This window comes from Brucella oryzae, from assembly GCF_041929965.1.
Lineage (GTDB): Bacteria > Pseudomonadota > Alphaproteobacteria > Rhizobiales > Rhizobiaceae > Brucella > Brucella oryzae.
The window spans coordinates 26,506-42,488 of record NZ_JBHEEO010000023.1 but is presented as its reverse complement, the minus strand read 5'-3'; the positions used below and the strand labels follow the sequence as shown (position 1 = coordinate 42,488).

The following is a 15,983-nucleotide window of genomic DNA, read 5'->3' as shown; positions in this document are numbered from 1 at the left end:
GCCCAAACCTTCGGCTTTTTGTTGCCTGAGGTGCGGATGCAGTTAACAGGCTGACCGTTGTGGAAGAGGTAATTCGCGTCGATTGTTGGAAAATCAAATGGCGGAGAGAGAGGGATTCGAACCCTCGATACGGTTTCCCGTATACACGCGTTCCAGGCGTGCGCCTTCAACCACTCGGCCACCTCTCCGTCTGCCTTGCTGTCGGGAAACCGTGTCTCACGGTGAAAACTGACTGCAAACGTGACACCGCTTTTTGAAATAGGCGCTGGTTAATCGCCAATTAGCGGGTGCGGCGCGAATATAGCCAGAAAATGCATATGTTCAACAGCTATTTGCAAGTTTTTGCGTCTAAATCACTGAGCCTGTGCAAACTGCGGCGACCGTTGGGTAACTGTATGTAATTATTATGTTTTATTTTGATCGTAAAATTGTGTTCCTGCGTGGCTTTGAGTCTGGCGAGCTCTTTGTGCTATGCTTTAACAACGTCAAAAAGATAAATCTTCGGACGTCCGGCCTTAAAACCGGTGCCGAGATCAGGGCAGGAAATCTGGGGCAGAGAATCGTGATCCGATTTGTATTGCGTAGTTTTGCGGTTGTCTTTCTGGCTTTCGCGGTGATTTTTGCGGTCCTTGACGGCGCGCGGTCCGTCGGTGCGTCGCAGTTCATAGCGAAGCCGCTTTTGTCCATGTGGTCGCGCAACGCGCCTGAAACATTGGCCGATGCAGAAACCTTCGTGACGCACTATATAGGAGCAGGAGCCTGGAATGCGGTCTGCATCCCTCTGCTTGAGCAGCCGGGTTGGCTTCTTTTCGGCATTCTCGCTCTTTTATTCTATGCAATCGGTCATCGTCGGGAGCGCCCTCTGGGACGCTTTGCCGCTCGATAATCAGGAGGTGGATACCATGAGTTTCTTGGACAGCTACCGCAAGAAGACGCAGATGCCTTCGACGGATGAAGCTTTGCCGGGACGCGCGCAACCGATCCCGACATCCGCGACCCACTTCGTCAATCGTCGCTCGCTGAAAGGACCATGGCCGGAAGGCTATAAGCAGGTTCTGTTCGGAATGGGCTGTTTCTGGGGCGCCGAGCGGCTCTTCTGGCAGGTGCCAGGCGTATATGTAACAGCTGTCGGTTATGCGGGCGGAGTCACGCCCAACCCCACCTATGAGGAAACCTGCACGGGGCTGACCGGCCATGCGGAAGTTGTGCTGGTCGTCTACGATCCGAAGGTAGTGAGCCTCGATGAGCTGCTGACCCTTTTCTGGGAGGAGCACGATCCGACGCAGGGCATGCGGCAGGGCAACGATATCGGTACGACCTATCGTTCGGTCATCTATACTTTCGACAAGGCTGATCGTGACGTGGCGGAAAAGAGCCGGGAGGCCTATTCGCAGGCGCTTGCCGGTCGTGGTCTCGGTCCGATCACCACGGAAATCGAGGATGCGCCGGAGCTCTATTATGCCGAGGACTATCACCAGCAATATCTGGCGAAGAACCCTAACGGTTATTGCGGATTGCGCGGCACTGGCGTGAGCTGTCCGATCCCACTGGCACAATAAGCGGGCTGTCATCAACAGATCGCGCGGTGCTTACCGCGCGATTTTCTTTTTCAGGATCAGCATCCCGGCATAGTCGCCTTCCAGATGCTCGAAATCGCTCCAGCCGATCCGGCGGTACAGGTCCGGCTTGTCGGTGTAGAGAAAGGCTTCTGCATAGCCGAGTTCCTGCGCCGCGTCCTCGATAGCGCCGACGAGACCTTTGGCAATGCCTTTGCCGCGATAGTCAGGCGCGACGAAAACACTTGCCACCCACGGCTTCAGATGCGGATGTGTTTCCAGATCGCTGTGGATCAGAAGGGCAAGGCCGGCAGGTTGTCCGTTCCAGAGCGCAACCCGCGCCGCCTGACCATCGTCTTCGTGCGAAATATCGCTAAAAGCCTTTGCGGTTTGCGCCAGGGACGAGCCGGTAAATTCGCCCCATTCCGCATGGTTCCATGAGGCGCAGACGGACACAAGATCGGGACGGTCGGCGAGGGAGACGATCTGAAGCATGGTGTTACCAGTGCGGTGGTCTGGTGACCGGGACGTCCGGCGCGGTTTGTTCTTCCAGTTCCAGAAAGCGGTCGGTCAATGCGCCGAGCTTCTTAGAAAGCTGGTCTATGGTTTTCCATTGTTCCGCCAGAACGGATGACAACTCGTCGATTGTCTTTTCCTGTTCGGCTACGCGAATTTCGAGCTCGGTCAGGCGCTGGTCCGGTGTCATGGCTGGCTTCCATTGGTATTTTGAGCATCGGTGTTTAGCCGCTTTCGATCCATATCGGAAGTACGGTAACACATCATTGCGTCAGCACGAGCGCGCCGTTTGAAACTTCATAATGACGAAGACGCCTCAGAAAACTCATGCCGAGAAGTGTGTCGGACAGGGCATCGTCACGCAGAACCATGGCTTCCACATTTTCCAACCGGACACGTCCAATTTCGATGCTGGGCAAGATGGCGGATGCAGCAATGGTTTCGCCGTTGGCGGTCGAGACGCGATATTTGAAATCGGCGGGTTTTAGCGCCAGGCCGACGCGCCTTGCGGCGCTGGCGTTGATCGCAACGACACTTGCTCCCGTATCCACCATAGCGCGAAGGGATTGACCGGCAACTTTTATGTCCGTGATGAAATGGCCGCGGCTGTCCGGCGCGATCTGCATCCGGCGTCCGCTATAGGCGATCAGGTTCTGCGAAGGAGTTGCAGAAGCTGAAGCGGATGTGTTTGAACCGGCTTTCGGCTGCTGGCCGAATTTTTCAAACAGAAGCGGGAAGGCAATTGCCAGTCCCGCAAATACTAGAAAGATCGTAAAAACCCTCGCCATGCCGACCCCATTCCTAGAAATGATAGCAGGCGCGGGCCGCTCTGCGTTGTTTATTTTAGCACGCATCCCAAAAACCGCTTCACACTTTTCGGGATGCGCACTGGTGCTTACTTTGTGCCGTACATACGGTCGCCTGCATCGCCGAGACCGGGAACGATATAGCCCTTTTCATCAAGACGTTCATCGATGGAGGCCGTGAATACGTCGACATCCGGATGGGCTTCGGTAAAGCGCTTGATGCCTTCCGGAGCCGCCAGCAGGCAGAGGAAGCGGATATTGGTCGCACCGCGTTCCTTCAGCTTGTCGATGGCTGCGATTGCCGAATGTCCGGTGGCCAGCATCGGGTCGACAACGATGATGAGGCGGTTGACGATGTCTTCCGGTGCCTTGAAATAATATTCGACCGGCTGCAGCGTGTCGTGATCGCGATAAAGGCCGATATGGGCGACGCGCGCGGCGGGCACCAGATCGAGCATGCCTTCAAGAAGACCATTGCCTGCCCGCAGGATTGAGGCGAAGACGAGCTTCTTGCCTTCAAGCACCGGTGCGTCCATCGGCATCAATGGGGTTTCGATCGACATGGTGGTCAGTTCGAGATCGCGCGTCACTTCGTAGCAAAGCAACAGCGATATTTCCTTCAGCAGCCGCCGGAAGCTGGCTGTGGACGTTTCCTTCTTGCGCATGATGGTGAGCTTGTGCTGGACAAGCGGATGGCTGACGACTGTAACGCCCATGATCTTTCCACTTTTCTTGTTATCTTTTCTGAATTTAACGGCAGTTTGCGCCGGAGAAAACGCGTGGCGAGCGCGCACGCACAGTTTTATGTCTCTTTGGCCATTTTTCGGCGTCAACGCAAGCCGGTTCGATAACCATGTTCACAAAAGGGGTAGTGGGAAAACGTCTGTGCTTGTATCGTTCGGCACAAGCTTTATATGCATAACCGAAATTGTTTTCGTACTATTCAAAAGCAGGATGAGCTATGAGCCAGCAAAACGGCAATGCGGACCGCGTGGGCGCACAAGGTGGCATGGAGCATTCATTCGGCTTCAAGGCGGTTGACGAAAATGAAAAGCAGGGTCTCGTCAACGACGTTTTCCATAAGGTCGCAAGCAAGTACGATGTGATGAACGATCTCATGTCGGCGGGCATGCACCGTGTCTGGAAAGATGCGATGATCGCATGGCTGGCGCCGTCGAAACGCCCCGGCTGGACTTCTCTTGACGTTGCAGGCGGCACTGGCGATATTGCTTTCCGCATTGTCGAGGCCTCCAACCGTCAGGCTCATGTCACCATTCTCGATATCAACGGCTCAATGCTGGGCGTCGGGCGCGAACGCGCCATCAAGAAGGGGCTTATCGACAATCTCGAATTCGTCGAGGCCAATGCCGAAGAGCTGCCGTTCGGGGACGATAGTTTCGACGCTTATACGATTGCTTTCGGCATTCGCAATGTTCCGCATATCGACAAGGCGCTGTCGGAAGCCTATCGCGTGCTGAAACCGGGCGGGCGTTTCCTGTGCCTCGAATTCTCCGAGGTTGAACTGCCGGTTCTCGACAAGGTCTACGACCAGTGGTCGTTCCACGCCATTCCGCGCATCGGCAAGATGATTACCGGCGATGCCGATTCATACAGCTATCTTGTTGAATCGATCCGCAAATTCCCCAAGCAGCAGGATTTTGCCGCGATGATCGAGAAGGCTGGTTTCGAGCGCGTGAGTTATCGCAATTTTACCGGCGGTATTGCCGCGCTTCATTCCGGCTGGAAACTTTAGCATATGAGTAATCTTTCCGCCGCTTTCCGGCTGATGCGGGCCGGATGGATATTGACGCGCGAGGGTGTCATCAGCGCGCTTCCCGTCGAGGGGCTTTCCGGCCTTCCGGCGTTCGGACACAGGATTGCGGGCATTCTGGCGCGTCCGCGCGCGCGTCACATGCAGCGTTCCGAGCGCATGTCGCGGGCCATGAACAAGCTTGGTCCGTCCTATGTGAAGCTCGGCCAGTTTCTGGCCACGCGACCCGATATTGTCGGGCGCGATGTTGCTGCCGATCTCGAACTTTTGCAGGACAGGCTCGATTTCTTCCCGCAGGCCGATGCGGTTGTCGCCATTGAAGGTTCGCTTGGCCGCAAGATCGATGATCTTTACCTGCAATTCGACGCGCCGATTGCCGCCGCTTCAATGGCGCAGGTGCATCCGGCGGAAGTCATGAAGGACGGATCGCGCCAGAAAGTGGCGGTCAAGGTCATTCGTCCGGGCGTTCGCCACCGCTTCGCCCGCGACCTTGAAGGCTTCTATATGGTTGCGCGTATGCAGGAACGCCACGTTCCCTTCACGCGCCGCCTGCGCCCGGTGCAGGTTGTCGAGACGCTGCAGCAGACCACGCGTATCGAGATGGATCTCCGTCTGGAAGCGGCGGCACTTTCCGAGATCGCCGAGAACATCAAGGGCGATGCGGGTTTCCGCGTTCCCAATGTCGATTGGGAACGTACAGGTCGCGATGTGCTGACCCTCGAATGGATCGACGGCATCAAGATGTCTGATGTTTCGGCGCTTGAAGCCGCGGGTTTCAATCTCAAGAAGCTTGCTGAAACGCTGATCCAGTCCTTCCTGCGTCATACGCTGCGTGACGGCTTTTTCCATGCCGACATGCATCCGGGCAACCTGTTCGTCGATCATCAGGGGCTGATTGTTGCGGTTGATTTCGGTATCACCGGGCGGCTCAACAAGCAGCAGCGGCGCTTCCTCGCCGAAATTCTCTACGGCTTCATTACCCGCGACTACATGCGCGTGGCAGAGGTGCATTTCGAAGCAGGCTACGTGCCGCACACCCATGACGTGGCAAGCTTTGCGCAGGCCATTCGCGCCATTGGCGAGCCAATCCACGGCCAGCCCGCCGAAACCATTTCCATGGCGAAGCTCCTGACGCTTCTGTTCGAAGTGACCGAGCTTTTCGATATGGAAACCCGGCCTGAGCTCCTGATGTTGCAGAAAACCATGGTGGTGGTGGAAGGCGTGTCGCGCACGCTCGACCCGCATTTCAACATGTGGAAGGCAGCCGAACCTGTCGTGGGTGACTGGATCGCCAAAAATCTCGGGCCGCAGGGCATGTTGCTCGATGCGAAGGACAGCGCTTATGCGCTGCTGCATTTCACGCGCAAGACGCCGGAACTCGTGGCGCGTGTCGAGCGTGTTTCCGTTGCGCTGGACGACATGGCCGCAAATGGATTGCGCTTCGATGCGGCAACGGCGGAAGCCATTGGCCGGGCCGAAGCCCGGCATTCACGCTGGGGCCGCATCGCGCAGGGCGTGATTGCGATTGCACTCGCAGCCATAGCGATCAAGCTCTATATCTGGCTGTGAAACTATTCTCTTTTGAGAGGTCGGCGACACATGGCATTGCTGGACGGTAAACGCATCCTTCTCATCATTGGCGGCGGCATTGCCGCCTACAAGACGCCGGACCTGATCCGCCGTCTGCGTGAGCGTGGTGCGCATGTCCGCCCGTTAATGACGGCGGCAGCGCAGCAATTCGTAACACCACTGACCATTGGCGCAGTTTCTGCCGATCATGTCTTTACCGATCTTTTCTCGCGTGAGGATGAGCAGGATGTCGGCCATATCCGGCTTGCCCGCGATGCGGATCTGATCGTCGTCGCGCCTGCGACGGCTGACCTGATGGCGAAGATGGCCCATGGACTTGCGGATGATCTTGCAAGCACGGTGCTGCTGGCCCGCAAGGTTCCGCTGCTGATCGCGCCCGCCATGAACCCGGCCATGTGGGACAATCCCGCGACAAAACGCAACCGCCTGACTCTCGAGAAGGATGGCGTTCGCTTCATCGGGCCGGAAAAGGGCGAGATGGCGGAAAGCGGCGAAGCGGGAACGGGACGAATGGGCGAGCCGCTGGCGATTGTCGCGGCAATCGAAAACCTGCTCGCACCGCAGGAAAAGCCGCTTGCGGGCAAAACCATTGTCATGACTTCTGGCCCTACGCATGAGCCGATCGATCCGGTGCGCTACATCGCCAACCGTTCGTCGGGCAAGCAGGGCCATGCCATTGCGGCAGCGCTGGCGCGGCTTGGCGCGACGGTGCATCTGGTGTCCGGTCCGGTCACTATTCCCGATCCTGAAGGTGTGGATGTCATCCATGTCGAGACGGCGCGTGAAATGCAGGCGGCTGTAGAGCGGCATCTGCCCGCCGATGCGGCGGTGATGGTTGCAGCGGTTGCCGATTGGCGCACGGCCAATGAAACTGGGCAGAAGATCAAGAAGAAACCTGGCGAAAGCGCTCCGACGCTTGCCATGGTCGAGAACCCGGACATTCTGGCCGGTGTCGGCCATAGCGACAAGCGCCCCGGTCTTGTGGTGGGCTTTGCAGCGGAAACGCAGGACGTGACTGAAAACGCGCTGCGCAAGCTTGAAAAGAAAGGTGCGGACTGGATTGTTGCTAATGATGTTTCGCATGCCCCGGATGGCAGCAGTGTCATGGGCGGCGATCGCAATCATGTCCGTATTCTAAGTCGGACCGGCATTGAGGAATGGTCGGAAATGAGCAAGGAACAAGTGGCTGAAAAGCTGGCAGAGAAGATTGCCGAGCGGCTTCTTGAAGCAAACACATAATTTTTCCGCAGTGCATGTCACATTTGGGTGGTCTGTTTCGTCTTGATAGTGAGCGACGATAGGTCGTAACTCTCAAGGAGACATATAATGGAAGCGAGACTCGTTCCCTACAAACTGGCACCGAAGATCATGCAGGCCATGATCGCGCTTGAAAAAGCCGTATCAGAGGCCGGGCTGGAATATAGCCTTTACGAGCTCATTCGCATTCGGGCATCGCAGATCAATGGATGCGCCTATTGCATTCATATGCATACGCGCGATGCCCGTAAGGCGGGTGAAACAGAAGAGCGTCTTTACCTTGTGGCAGCTTGGCGGGAATCGCCTTTGTTCACGCCACGCGAACGGGCTGCTTTGGCCTGGACTGAAGCCCTGACACTGCTTGCGCAGACGCGTGCGCCGGACGAAGATTTCGAGGCGCTGAAAGCGCATTTCACGGATGAGGAAATCGTGAAGCTGAGCATGGCCATCAACACGATCAATGTCTGGAATCGTGTCGCGGTCGGGTTCCGTACCGTGCATCCGGTTGGTGCCGAGGCAGCAGCTATCTGAGCATGGAACCGGTGTTTCGAATGTGGTCGAAGCGCCGGTCCGGTCAAAAAAAACTCGTCCAGCAAACGGTAATAGGCGATTTTCGTTTCGTCGATTGCCAGACCGCCATAAATGTCGAGGAAGGGCTTCACCCATTCGTCGCCCAGATTATGGCGGATACTCCAGCAAGCAAGCGCCAGATCCTGATGACGGTCGGCAAGGCCGAGCCTGCCGCAGTCGATAAAGCCCGTGAAGGCGCCGTCGCTCGCCATAAAGTTTGGCAGGCAGGCATCGCCGTGGGTGACGACAATATCTTCCTGTGACGGTTTCAGGCGGCAAAGTTCCGAGAACAGGTCTTCGGCGCTGCGCCCTTCACGCTCATCATCGAAATCATCTTCATCGACTGCACCCGCTTCAACGCGTTTGCGTGCATCTTCAATGCGACGGTCGAGCCGGTGGTCGAAGGGACAAGCGGCGGGATCGACGCTGTGGAGCATCTTGAAGGCGGCTGCCAGAATGGAGATGATGCGGTCTGCCCGGAGGATGCTGACAAATGAAGCGAGATCCGATCCGGCAAGGCGCGTCATCAAAAGAAAGTGGCGGTCAGCCTGCGTTTCGTAGGCGACAACTCTGGGGCTGGGCAATCCCTGCATTGAGAGCCATTCGAGCCGGGCGCATTCACCGGCAAGTTCGCTGACGTTGCTTGCCGGTTCGATTTTCAGAACGAGCGGATCACGTTCGTCATGATCGAGAAGCAGGACATTGGCGGACGAGCAGCCAAGTTCATCCTGATGGCTGCTGTAACCTGTAAGCCGTTGCAGCAACGTAGCGGGCAGATCGAGAGCGGCCAGAACAGGATCGGTCATACCGCCTTACCGTATCAGGCCTTGTCGCGGACCTGATAGTCCTTGATGGCTGCAAAGCGTATATTTTTCCAGCGCTCGGCTTCATAATTGAGCGAAAAGCCGTTCTGCGCCAGGAAAACCGGATCATTGTCGAGATCATGCGCAATGTCAGCGCGATGAGACGCGATGAAGCGGTCGAGTTCGTCCGGATCGTCCGCCGTAATCCAGCGGCAGACTGAGAAGCGCGACATTTCAAAACCGACCGGCAGCGAATATTCCACTTTCAGGCGTTCGGTCAGAACGTCGATCTGGAGAGCGCCGACGACACCGACAATGGCCGGGGAGCCATCATCTGGCACGAAAAGCTGCACGACGCCTTCTTCGGCCATTTGCTGCAGCGCTTCACGCAGCTTCTTGGCTTTCATTGCATCGTCCAGACGCACGCGGCGCAGGATTTCCGGCGCGAAGTTCGGCACGCCACGGAACAGGATATCCTCGCCCTCGGTCAGTGTATCGCCGATGCGCAGCGTGCCATGGTTCGGAATGCCGACCACATCGCCCGCAAAGGCCTCGTCGGCGATCTGGCGTGAACGCGCAAAGAAGAATTGCGGTGCAGACAGGCTGATGGGCTTCGCCGTCCGCACCAGCTTGGCCTTCATGCCGCGCGACAGCTTGCCCGAGCAAACGCGCAGGAATGCGATACGATCACGGTGGTTCGGGTCCATATTGGCCTGAATCTTGAACACGAAACCGGTCATCTTGTCTTCGGTCGAACCGACCATACGCGTATCTGCCTGCTGGTCACGCGGCGAGGGGCCGAAATCGCAGAAAGCTTCGATCAGGTCGCGCACGCCGTAATTCTTCAATGCCGAACCGAAATAAACCGGCGTCATGTGCCCTTCGCGGAAGGAGGCGAGATCGAACGGACGACAGACGCCGCGCGCCAGTTCCACGCCTTCCAGCCAGGCTTCACGTTCATTTTCAGGCAGGAGTGCGGCTGCTTCTTCCGGGCCGCTGACCTTGGTTGGCTGCTCTTCACTGTCCTGACGGCGCATCGTATCGTTATGCAGGTCGAAGGTGCCTGCGAAGCTTTTGCCTGAGCCGATAGGCCAGGTGATAGGGGCCGTGTCGAGCGCCAGCTTTTCCTCGATCTCATCGAGGATTTCGAGCGGGTCGCGTGCTTCGCGGTCCATCTTGTTGACGAAAGTGACGATGGGAATATCGCGCATGCGGCAGACTTCGAACAGTTTCAGCGTGCGTGGCTCGATACCCTTGGCGGCGTCGATGACCATGACGGCGCTGTCCACCGCCGTCAGCGTGCGATAGGTGTCGTCGGCAAAATCTTCGTGGCCCGGCGTATCGAGCAGGTTGAAGATGCAGTCCTTATATTCGAAGGTCATCACCGAGGTGACAACGGAAATGCCGCGGTCCCGCTCGATGTTCATCCAGTCCGAACGGGTCTGGATGCGGTCTTTCTTGGCCTTCACCTCACCGGCAAGCTGGATGGCACCGCCGAACAGCAGCAGTTTTTCGGTTAGCGTGGTCTTACCGGCGTCCGGGTGCGCGATGATCGCGAATGTGCGGCGCTTGGAAACGGGATGGTCAGCGGGCATGAAGAAACTCGTGATGGCGAAATGTTGGGCTGCGCGTGAAAGCGTGCCGCGAAGATGTTGGGCAGCATCTAGCAGGACTTGGCCGAAAGGTCGAGTTCAAATGAAAAAGCGGCGCAGTATGCGCCGCTTTGCCAGCAATGTGTGATGCTTATCGGCTCTTGATGCCAAGGCCGAAAGCGATAAAGGACCAGCCCTGGAAGATCAGGTCTATTGCCAGGAAGAGACCAAGGATGAACAGGCTGTTGACCGGCCATTGCATGGCGATGATGAGACCTAGAAGCATGGTGATGACACCGGCGGCGACGATCCAGCCCCAACCGGAGGATGGTTTCGACTTGAAGCCGAGCCAGATGCGGAAAGCACCGGAACCGAGAAGAGCTGCCGCCAGAAGGAAGGTCAGCACACCGGCGGCCAGCACGGGATTGATGAAGGCGACAATACCGGCTGCCGTATAAAGCAGGCCGCTCAGGAGCCAGAAGAAGAAGCTGCCCCAGGTTTTGACGCCAAATGCGTGAATGATCTCGATGACGCCACCGATCAGCATCATCAGGCCCACATAGTAGACTGAGACCACGGTGGCCAGAACGAGATTACCGAAGGCGATACCTCCGAGAATCAGCAGCGCCACCCCCAGGGCGACGAACCAACCCCACTTGCTGGAAAGTTCCTTTGGAAAGGTCGGGCGGTCGAAATCATTATGAGCTGTTGCCATGAGACGTCCCTCAAATTTTAAATACCTTGTGAACAATATAAGGCGTGTACTGAATTTGACCAGCTTTTGTGCAGGGCAGACCGGAGCGTTATTGCGCCCACTGTTCGTTTGGTCTGCGCCGCATTATATCTCTTTGCTATTGCAGTCGTTTTCCGCTTAAAGTTCGTTTGATGTTCGATCTCGTTTCCCACTACTGGCCGCATATCCTGTTCGTTCTTTCGGGCGTTCTGGGCGCGATTGCCGCCATTCATGCGACCATGACCAAGGAAGAAGTGCGCACCGCCATCGGCTGGGTAGGTGTGATCGTGCTGTCGCCTATAGTGGGAGCGGTGGTCTATGCCATTGCGGGTGTGAACCGCATCCGCCGTTCGACGCTCACCCACCAGCGCGCCAATATGGGCAAGATCGCGCTCTATCACCTGTCGCACTTCGATACGACAAACGATCTGGTGCGCGCCGCCTTTGGACGCCAGTTCGGGGCGATGAAGATATTGGGTGATGCGGTCAGCCTCTATGATTTCACCAGCGGCAACAGTATCGAGATGCTGGAAACGGGTGACGAAGCTTATGCGGCAATGCTCGACGCCATAGGCAAGGCCCACCGCAGCATCATGCTGGAAACCTATATTTTTGACCGGGATGCTATTGGCGAAAAGTTTGCCGATGCTCTGGGTGAGGCGGTCAGGCGCGGCGTGGAGGTGCGGGTGCTGGTCGATGCAGTCGGGGCGCGCTATTCGTTTCCAAGCATCGTCAAGCTTCTGAAGGAGAAAGGCGTTGCCGTCGATGTGTTCAACGGCAATATCATCATCGGGTTGCGCCTGCCTTATGCGAATCTACGCACCCACCGCAAAATCCTAATTGTTGACGGCAAGATCGGCTTTACTGGCGGCATGAATATTCGTGCGGGTTTCGTGCGTGCAATAGCAGGCGACGGGGTTGCCTTCGACACGCATTTCAAGCTCGAAGGTCCGGCAGTTGCCGATCTTTTTCATCTTGCATCCGAAGACTGGCGCTTTGCCACCGGCGAACTCCTGACCGGCGGGGCCTGGAAGATAGCGCCGCCGGAAAATCCGCCGGGGACAGGAACGCTGGTGCGTGTCGTCGGGTCAGGTCCCGACAAGAATGTGGAAACCAACCAGCGCATGATGATGGGCGCCTTTTCGATTGCCGAGCAGCATATTCTCATCATGACGCCTTATCTTCTGCCGGACCGCGAATTGATCAGCGCGCTGGTGACGGCGGCGCGGCGCGGCGTGTCGGTGGATATCGTCGTGCCGGGCGTCAATAATCTGAAGCTGGTGGACCGTGCCATGCGCGCCCAGTTCGACCAGCTATTGAAGGATGGCTGTCGTATCTGGCGGGCCGGTGGCGCTTTCAATCACTCCAAGCTGATGACCATCGATGGCGCATGGTCCTATGTCGGATCGTCCAATATCGACCCGCGCTCGCTGCGGCTCAATTTCGAGGTCGATCTTGAAATCCTCGACCGCGATGTGGCGCGCCGGGTGGAGGAGCGTATCGGCAAGGCGATAGAAGACAGCCGCGAGGTCAATCTCGCGCGTCTGAAAAGCCGACCCTTTCTGGAGCGCTTGCTGGACCGGATAATCTGGCTGGGTTCGCCTTATTTGTAGATATTATCCCGTTTTGCTCGTGAATATTTCCGGGCTGTATTCTTCCAGCAGGTTCGTTGCCGATTTGAGATCGAGATGCGCCTTGATAGGCAGATGATCGGATGCCAGACGCGCAAGCGGCGTGTTGTGTACTTCAACCGATGTAACCAGATTGTGCGGTGCACCCAATACGCGATCCAGCGCAAAAACCGGGAACCGCGACGGGAAACTCGGAACTGCTGTGGCGACGTGATTGAATGTCGGCATAAGGGCAGCGAGCGACGAACGCTTGCCGACGCGCCATTCGTTCAGGTCGCCGATCAGCAGGGTCGGCAGTGTGTCAGCCTCCTGCAAGGCAGTCAGGATGCTTTCGGCCTGCTGTTCGCGGGAGCGTTTCAAGAGACCAAGATGCGCGGCAATCACCCGGAGAGGCCCTGCCGGAAATTGCAGGTCCGCGACCAGAGCGCCGCGCGGCTCGACACCGGGCAGCTTGAGCTGCTGCACATTGCGTACCACACCCTCGCGAAACAGAAGCACGTTACCGTGCCAGCCGTGGCCCTTGGGCATTGTTGCTGTAATGGGAACAGGTATGAGTCCATGACGGCGCTCAAGCAAACCCAGATCGAGCAGGCCGGAACGCTCGCCGAAACGCCTGTCGGCTTCCTGCAGGGCGATGACGTCCGCGTCGATTTCGCTGATGACTTCAGCCGTGCGCTGCGGATTGAACTGCTTGTCGATGCCAATGCATTTGTGGACATTATAGGATGCAATGACGATATCACCGCCGGTAATATTGGCGTTGAGCGGCCTGAAACCCGGCCTGTTCCGGATCGCAGTCAGGATGGACTTCGATATCCGGTTTGGTTCTTTCTTTTTCAGCACCCGTTTTTCACCTGTCAGGTATTCGGTTCCGAAAGATTACGATACGAGCCGGTGAGATGAACCGGCAATCCGTCTGAAACTGTATTGCAGCATTCTATATATAGACAGATTGCGCCCCTGTTTGAATAGCAACTCCCTACACAATTAGGGGACTACTTTGCAATGAAGCGGATCAGCCTGTCGGTGAGGCCGGTATAGGGCGGCTTGATGAGGTCGCTCGGGGCAGGGGCATATTTGGTCAGGACCGGCATCGCCTTGGAAAAGGTCAGAAAGCCGTCATGGCCATGATACTGGCCCATGCCGCTTGCACCCACGCCGCCGAATGGCAGGTTGCTGCAAGCAAAATGATAGAGTGTATCATTCACGCAGACGCCGCCAGCCACAATACGACTGAGCATCATTTCAATCTCCGCGGGATTGTCACTGAAGCAGTAAAGCGCCAGTGGACGATCAAGCTTGAGAACGAAGTCGGTCGCATCGTCGAGCAGGCGATAACTGACAATTGGCAGAAGCGGTCCGAAAATCTCCTCCCGCATGATCGCGCTGTCGGTGGCAGGTTCCAACACGAGTGCGGGTGCCATTGATCGCGGTTGATTAGAGTTCGCTAGAAGCTCAATGACGGCCTCGCTCTTGTTTATGGCATCGGCCAGCAGTTTCGACAGCCTTGCTTCCTGAGCATCGTTGATAATTGTCGTGCGGTCCTTGTCTGCTGATCCACCATCGTAACGCGTTTGCATTTCGGCACGCAGAAGATTCACGAAATCGTCGCGTTTGCTATGGTGGATCAAAACATAGTCCGGTGCGATGCAGGTTTGCCCTGCATTGAAGAATTTTCCCGTCGCGATTGCGCGGGCGGCGCGTTTGAGGTTGGCGTTTTCGCTGACGATAGCGGGCGATTTACCGCCGAGCTCAAGCGTTACCGGGGTCAGGTTTTGTGCGGCCGCAGCCATGATCTTGCGCCCGACGGCTGTCGAGCCGGTGAAAAAGAGATGGTCGAATGGTAGCGCCGCGAATTGCGCGGAAAGCGATGCATCGCCAAGCGCCACCGCGACGCGATCCTCCGAGAACACTTCTGAAAGCAGGCTTTGCAGAAATTCCGCAGTGCGCGGTGTGTGTTCGGACGGTTTCAGGAAAACGTGGTTTCCGGCTGCGATAGCCGCGACAAGCGGTGACAGCGCCAGATTGACCGGATAATTCCATGGCGCGATGATCCCCGCTACACCGAGCGGAACATAACGGATTTCTGCCTTGGCCGGCCACATTTTCCAGCCCGCCTTGCGGCGTTTCGGCTTCATCCAGCGCTTGAGGTTGTGCAGCGCATCGTCGATTTCGGCAAAGACGACACTGGCTTCACCGAGCAGGGTTTCGTGCAGCGACCGATTGCCGAAATCTGCGCTGATGGCCTTCGCCATTTCATCCAGCCTTGCCTCGAGTCGCTCACGCAGGCGCTTCAGGTCGTCCAGACGCTGTTCATAGGCAGGGCGGTCTTCAAGCCATGCGTGACGCAGGCGCTCGAATGAGAGCTGCAATGCCTGTTCTTCAGTCGCCATAGGCAAAATCCTCGGTCGAGCGGGCAAAGAGGAATTGTGCGGTATAATATGTCGCAAGTACCCAGAGGCCGTTTAGCGGAATGTCGAGGCTGAACCGCCCGTAGGCAAGCAGTGTGTCGCTTGCCATGAAAAAGAGGCCACCTGCCGCGGCGAGCCAGGCGGCGTAGCGTTGCGGCGTTTCCGGCGTGATGCCGATTGCGCGGCTCATGGCTTGTGCCGCCATGACGCCGAGGGCGGCGGCATAGATGATGACCGGGATTTTCAGCGATGTCGGCAGCGACGACCAGAGGCCCGCTATGATAGCGAGGGCTGCGATGGCGAAAAGGATGAAGATGCCCTTATGCGCTGCAAAGCGCGCATGGCGGCAAAGTGCATAAATGTAAGCGCAATGGGTGATGAGGAAGCAGATCAGGCCCGCCATGAAATAATCGCCGGGCAGCATCAGAAAGAAATCGCCGAGTGCAGCAAAAGCCAGTCCAAAGGCGACCGCGAAGCCATAGGATTTTGATTTGGGGTGTCCAGCGCACAGAACGGCGGCGAGCAGTAGCAGGGTTGCGGTTGGCTTGGTCAGATAATGCAGCCAGCGCCATGCCGAATCCTCACCACTATAACTCATGAGACTGCCTGCAATGGCGCAGACAGCGCAGAACAGAAACAGGCCGTAAAGCGTTCTGTTTCTGCCAAATTCCAGCAAGCCTCTTCGGCGCATATTGGCTCCCCGTTATTATAATTGTAAGCAAATGAATTAAGGACACGGGATTGTGC

16 protein-coding genes, 1 tRNA gene and 1 pseudogene are annotated in these 15,983 nt (G+C 57.0%); 7 read left to right on the top strand and 11 right to left on the bottom strand.

Features of this window, described 5'->3' with window-relative positions; all coding sequences use genetic code 11:
* Positions 1 to 98: 98 nt before the first annotated feature.
* Positions 99 to 188, bottom strand: a tRNA-Ser gene (locus JNC70_RS19080).
* A gap of 374 nt (positions 189 to 562) precedes the next feature.
* Between JNC70_RS19080 and JNC70_RS19075 the strand changes: the two genes are divergently transcribed.
* Positions 563 to 886: a hypothetical protein gene (locus tag JNC70_RS19075; protein ID WP_104755775.1), complete on the top strand. Its 324-nt coding sequence runs from the start codon at positions 563 to 565 to the stop codon at positions 884 to 886.
* 16 nt (positions 887 to 902) lie between these two features.
* Positions 903 to 1,559: a peptide-methionine (S)-S-oxide reductase MsrA gene (gene msrA, locus JNC70_RS19070; protein WP_104755768.1), complete on the top strand. Its 657-nt coding sequence runs from the start codon at positions 903 to 905 to the stop codon at positions 1,557 to 1,559.
* 30 nt (positions 1,560 to 1,589) lie between these two features.
* Here msrA and JNC70_RS19065 read toward each other — a convergent pair whose 3' ends face one another.
* The 4 genes from JNC70_RS19065 to upp form a co-directional block, all read right to left on the bottom strand.
* A complete protein-coding gene (locus JNC70_RS19065; RefSeq protein ID WP_104755767.1) occupies positions 1,590 to 2,051 on the bottom strand; it encodes a GNAT family N-acetyltransferase in 462 nt (153 codons plus the stop codon).
* Between the two features lie 4 nt (positions 2,052 to 2,055).
* On the bottom strand, positions 2,056 to 2,262 hold the full coding sequence (locus tag JNC70_RS19060; protein WP_104755766.1) for a SlyX family protein: 207 nt from the start codon (positions 2,260 to 2,262) through the stop codon (positions 2,056 to 2,058).
* 73 nt (positions 2,263 to 2,335) lie between these two features.
* Complete coding sequence (locus JNC70_RS19055; protein WP_104755765.1) at positions 2,336 to 2,860, bottom strand: retropepsin-like aspartic protease family protein; 525 nt, start codon at positions 2,858 to 2,860, stop codon at positions 2,336 to 2,338.
* 107 nt (positions 2,861 to 2,967) lie between these two features.
* Positions 2,968 to 3,594: a uracil phosphoribosyltransferase gene (upp, locus tag JNC70_RS19050; RefSeq protein WP_139977048.1), complete on the bottom strand. Its 627-nt coding sequence runs from the start codon at positions 3,592 to 3,594 to the stop codon at positions 2,968 to 2,970.
* 245 nt (positions 3,595 to 3,839) lie between these two features.
* On the opposite strand from upp, the gene ubiE reads away from it, so the two are divergent.
* From ubiE to JNC70_RS19030, 4 genes are all read left to right on the top strand, one after another.
* Positions 3,840 to 4,631: a bifunctional demethylmenaquinone methyltransferase/2-methoxy-6-polyprenyl-1,4-benzoquinol methylase UbiE gene (gene ubiE / locus JNC70_RS19045; RefSeq protein ID WP_104755764.1), complete on the top strand. Its 792-nt coding sequence runs from the start codon at positions 3,840 to 3,842 to the stop codon at positions 4,629 to 4,631.
* A 3-nt stretch (positions 4,632 to 4,634) separates the two neighbouring features.
* Complete coding sequence (gene ubiB / locus JNC70_RS19040) at positions 4,635 to 6,218, top strand: 2-polyprenylphenol 6-hydroxylase (protein WP_104755763.1); 1,584 nt, start codon at positions 4,635 to 4,637, stop codon at positions 6,216 to 6,218.
* A gap of 30 nt (positions 6,219 to 6,248) precedes the next feature.
* Positions 6,249 to 7,478: a bifunctional phosphopantothenoylcysteine decarboxylase/phosphopantothenate--cysteine ligase CoaBC gene (gene coaBC / locus JNC70_RS19035; protein ID WP_104755762.1), complete on the top strand. Its 1,230-nt coding sequence runs from the start codon at positions 6,249 to 6,251 to the stop codon at positions 7,476 to 7,478.
* An 87-nt stretch (positions 7,479 to 7,565) separates the two neighbouring features.
* Entirely contained in the window at positions 7,566 to 8,027 is a 462-nt protein-coding gene (locus tag JNC70_RS19030) for a carboxymuconolactone decarboxylase family protein (protein WP_104755761.1), read from the top strand.
* A 47-nt stretch (positions 8,028 to 8,074) separates the two neighbouring features.
* Here the strand turns inward: JNC70_RS19030 and JNC70_RS19025 are convergent.
* From JNC70_RS19025 to JNC70_RS19015, 3 genes and pseudogenes are all read right to left on the bottom strand, one after another.
* A pseudogene (locus JNC70_RS19025) lies at positions 8,075 to 8,872 on the bottom strand (APH(3')-II family aminoglycoside O-phosphotransferase); the annotation flags it as partial.
* Positions 8,873 to 8,886: 14 nt separating this feature from the next.
* A complete protein-coding gene (locus JNC70_RS19020) occupies positions 8,887 to 10,464 on the bottom strand; it encodes a peptide chain release factor 3 (RefSeq protein ID WP_104755760.1) in 1,578 nt (525 codons plus the stop codon).
* 148 nt (positions 10,465 to 10,612) lie between these two features.
* Positions 10,613 to 11,176, bottom strand: coding sequence for an HdeD family acid-resistance protein (locus JNC70_RS19015; protein WP_104755759.1), 564 nt, complete (start codon positions 11,174 to 11,176; stop codon positions 10,613 to 10,615).
* A 170-nt stretch (positions 11,177 to 11,346) separates the two neighbouring features.
* Between JNC70_RS19015 and cls the strand changes: the two genes are divergently transcribed.
* Positions 11,347 to 12,807 (top strand): cardiolipin synthase, encoded by a 1,461-nt coding sequence (cls, locus tag JNC70_RS19010; RefSeq protein WP_104755758.1) that lies wholly within the window; start codon positions 11,347 to 11,349, stop codon positions 12,805 to 12,807.
* A 3-nt stretch (positions 12,808 to 12,810) separates the two neighbouring features.
* On the opposite strand, the gene JNC70_RS19005 is transcribed toward cls, so the two are convergent.
* The 3 genes from JNC70_RS19005 to JNC70_RS18995 all read right to left on the bottom strand — a co-directional run bounded on the left by JNC70_RS19005 (position 12,811) and on the right by JNC70_RS18995 (position 15,927).
* The gene (locus tag JNC70_RS19005) at positions 12,811 to 13,668 is read right to left on the bottom strand and encodes an endonuclease/exonuclease/phosphatase family protein (protein WP_104755757.1); all 858 of its coding nucleotides are present in this window, start codon (positions 13,666 to 13,668) and stop codon (positions 12,811 to 12,813) included.
* A gap of 152 nt (positions 13,669 to 13,820) precedes the next feature.
* Positions 13,821 to 15,218: a coniferyl aldehyde dehydrogenase gene (locus JNC70_RS19000; protein ID WP_104755756.1), complete on the bottom strand. Its 1,398-nt coding sequence runs from the start codon at positions 15,216 to 15,218 to the stop codon at positions 13,821 to 13,823.
* Positions 15,208 to 15,927: a lysoplasmalogenase gene (locus JNC70_RS18995; protein WP_104755755.1), complete on the bottom strand. Its 720-nt coding sequence runs from the start codon at positions 15,925 to 15,927 to the stop codon at positions 15,208 to 15,210. Before JNC70_RS18995 ends, JNC70_RS19000 begins: the two co-directional genes overlap by 11 nt.
* Positions 15,928 to 15,983 lie beyond the last annotated feature (56 nt).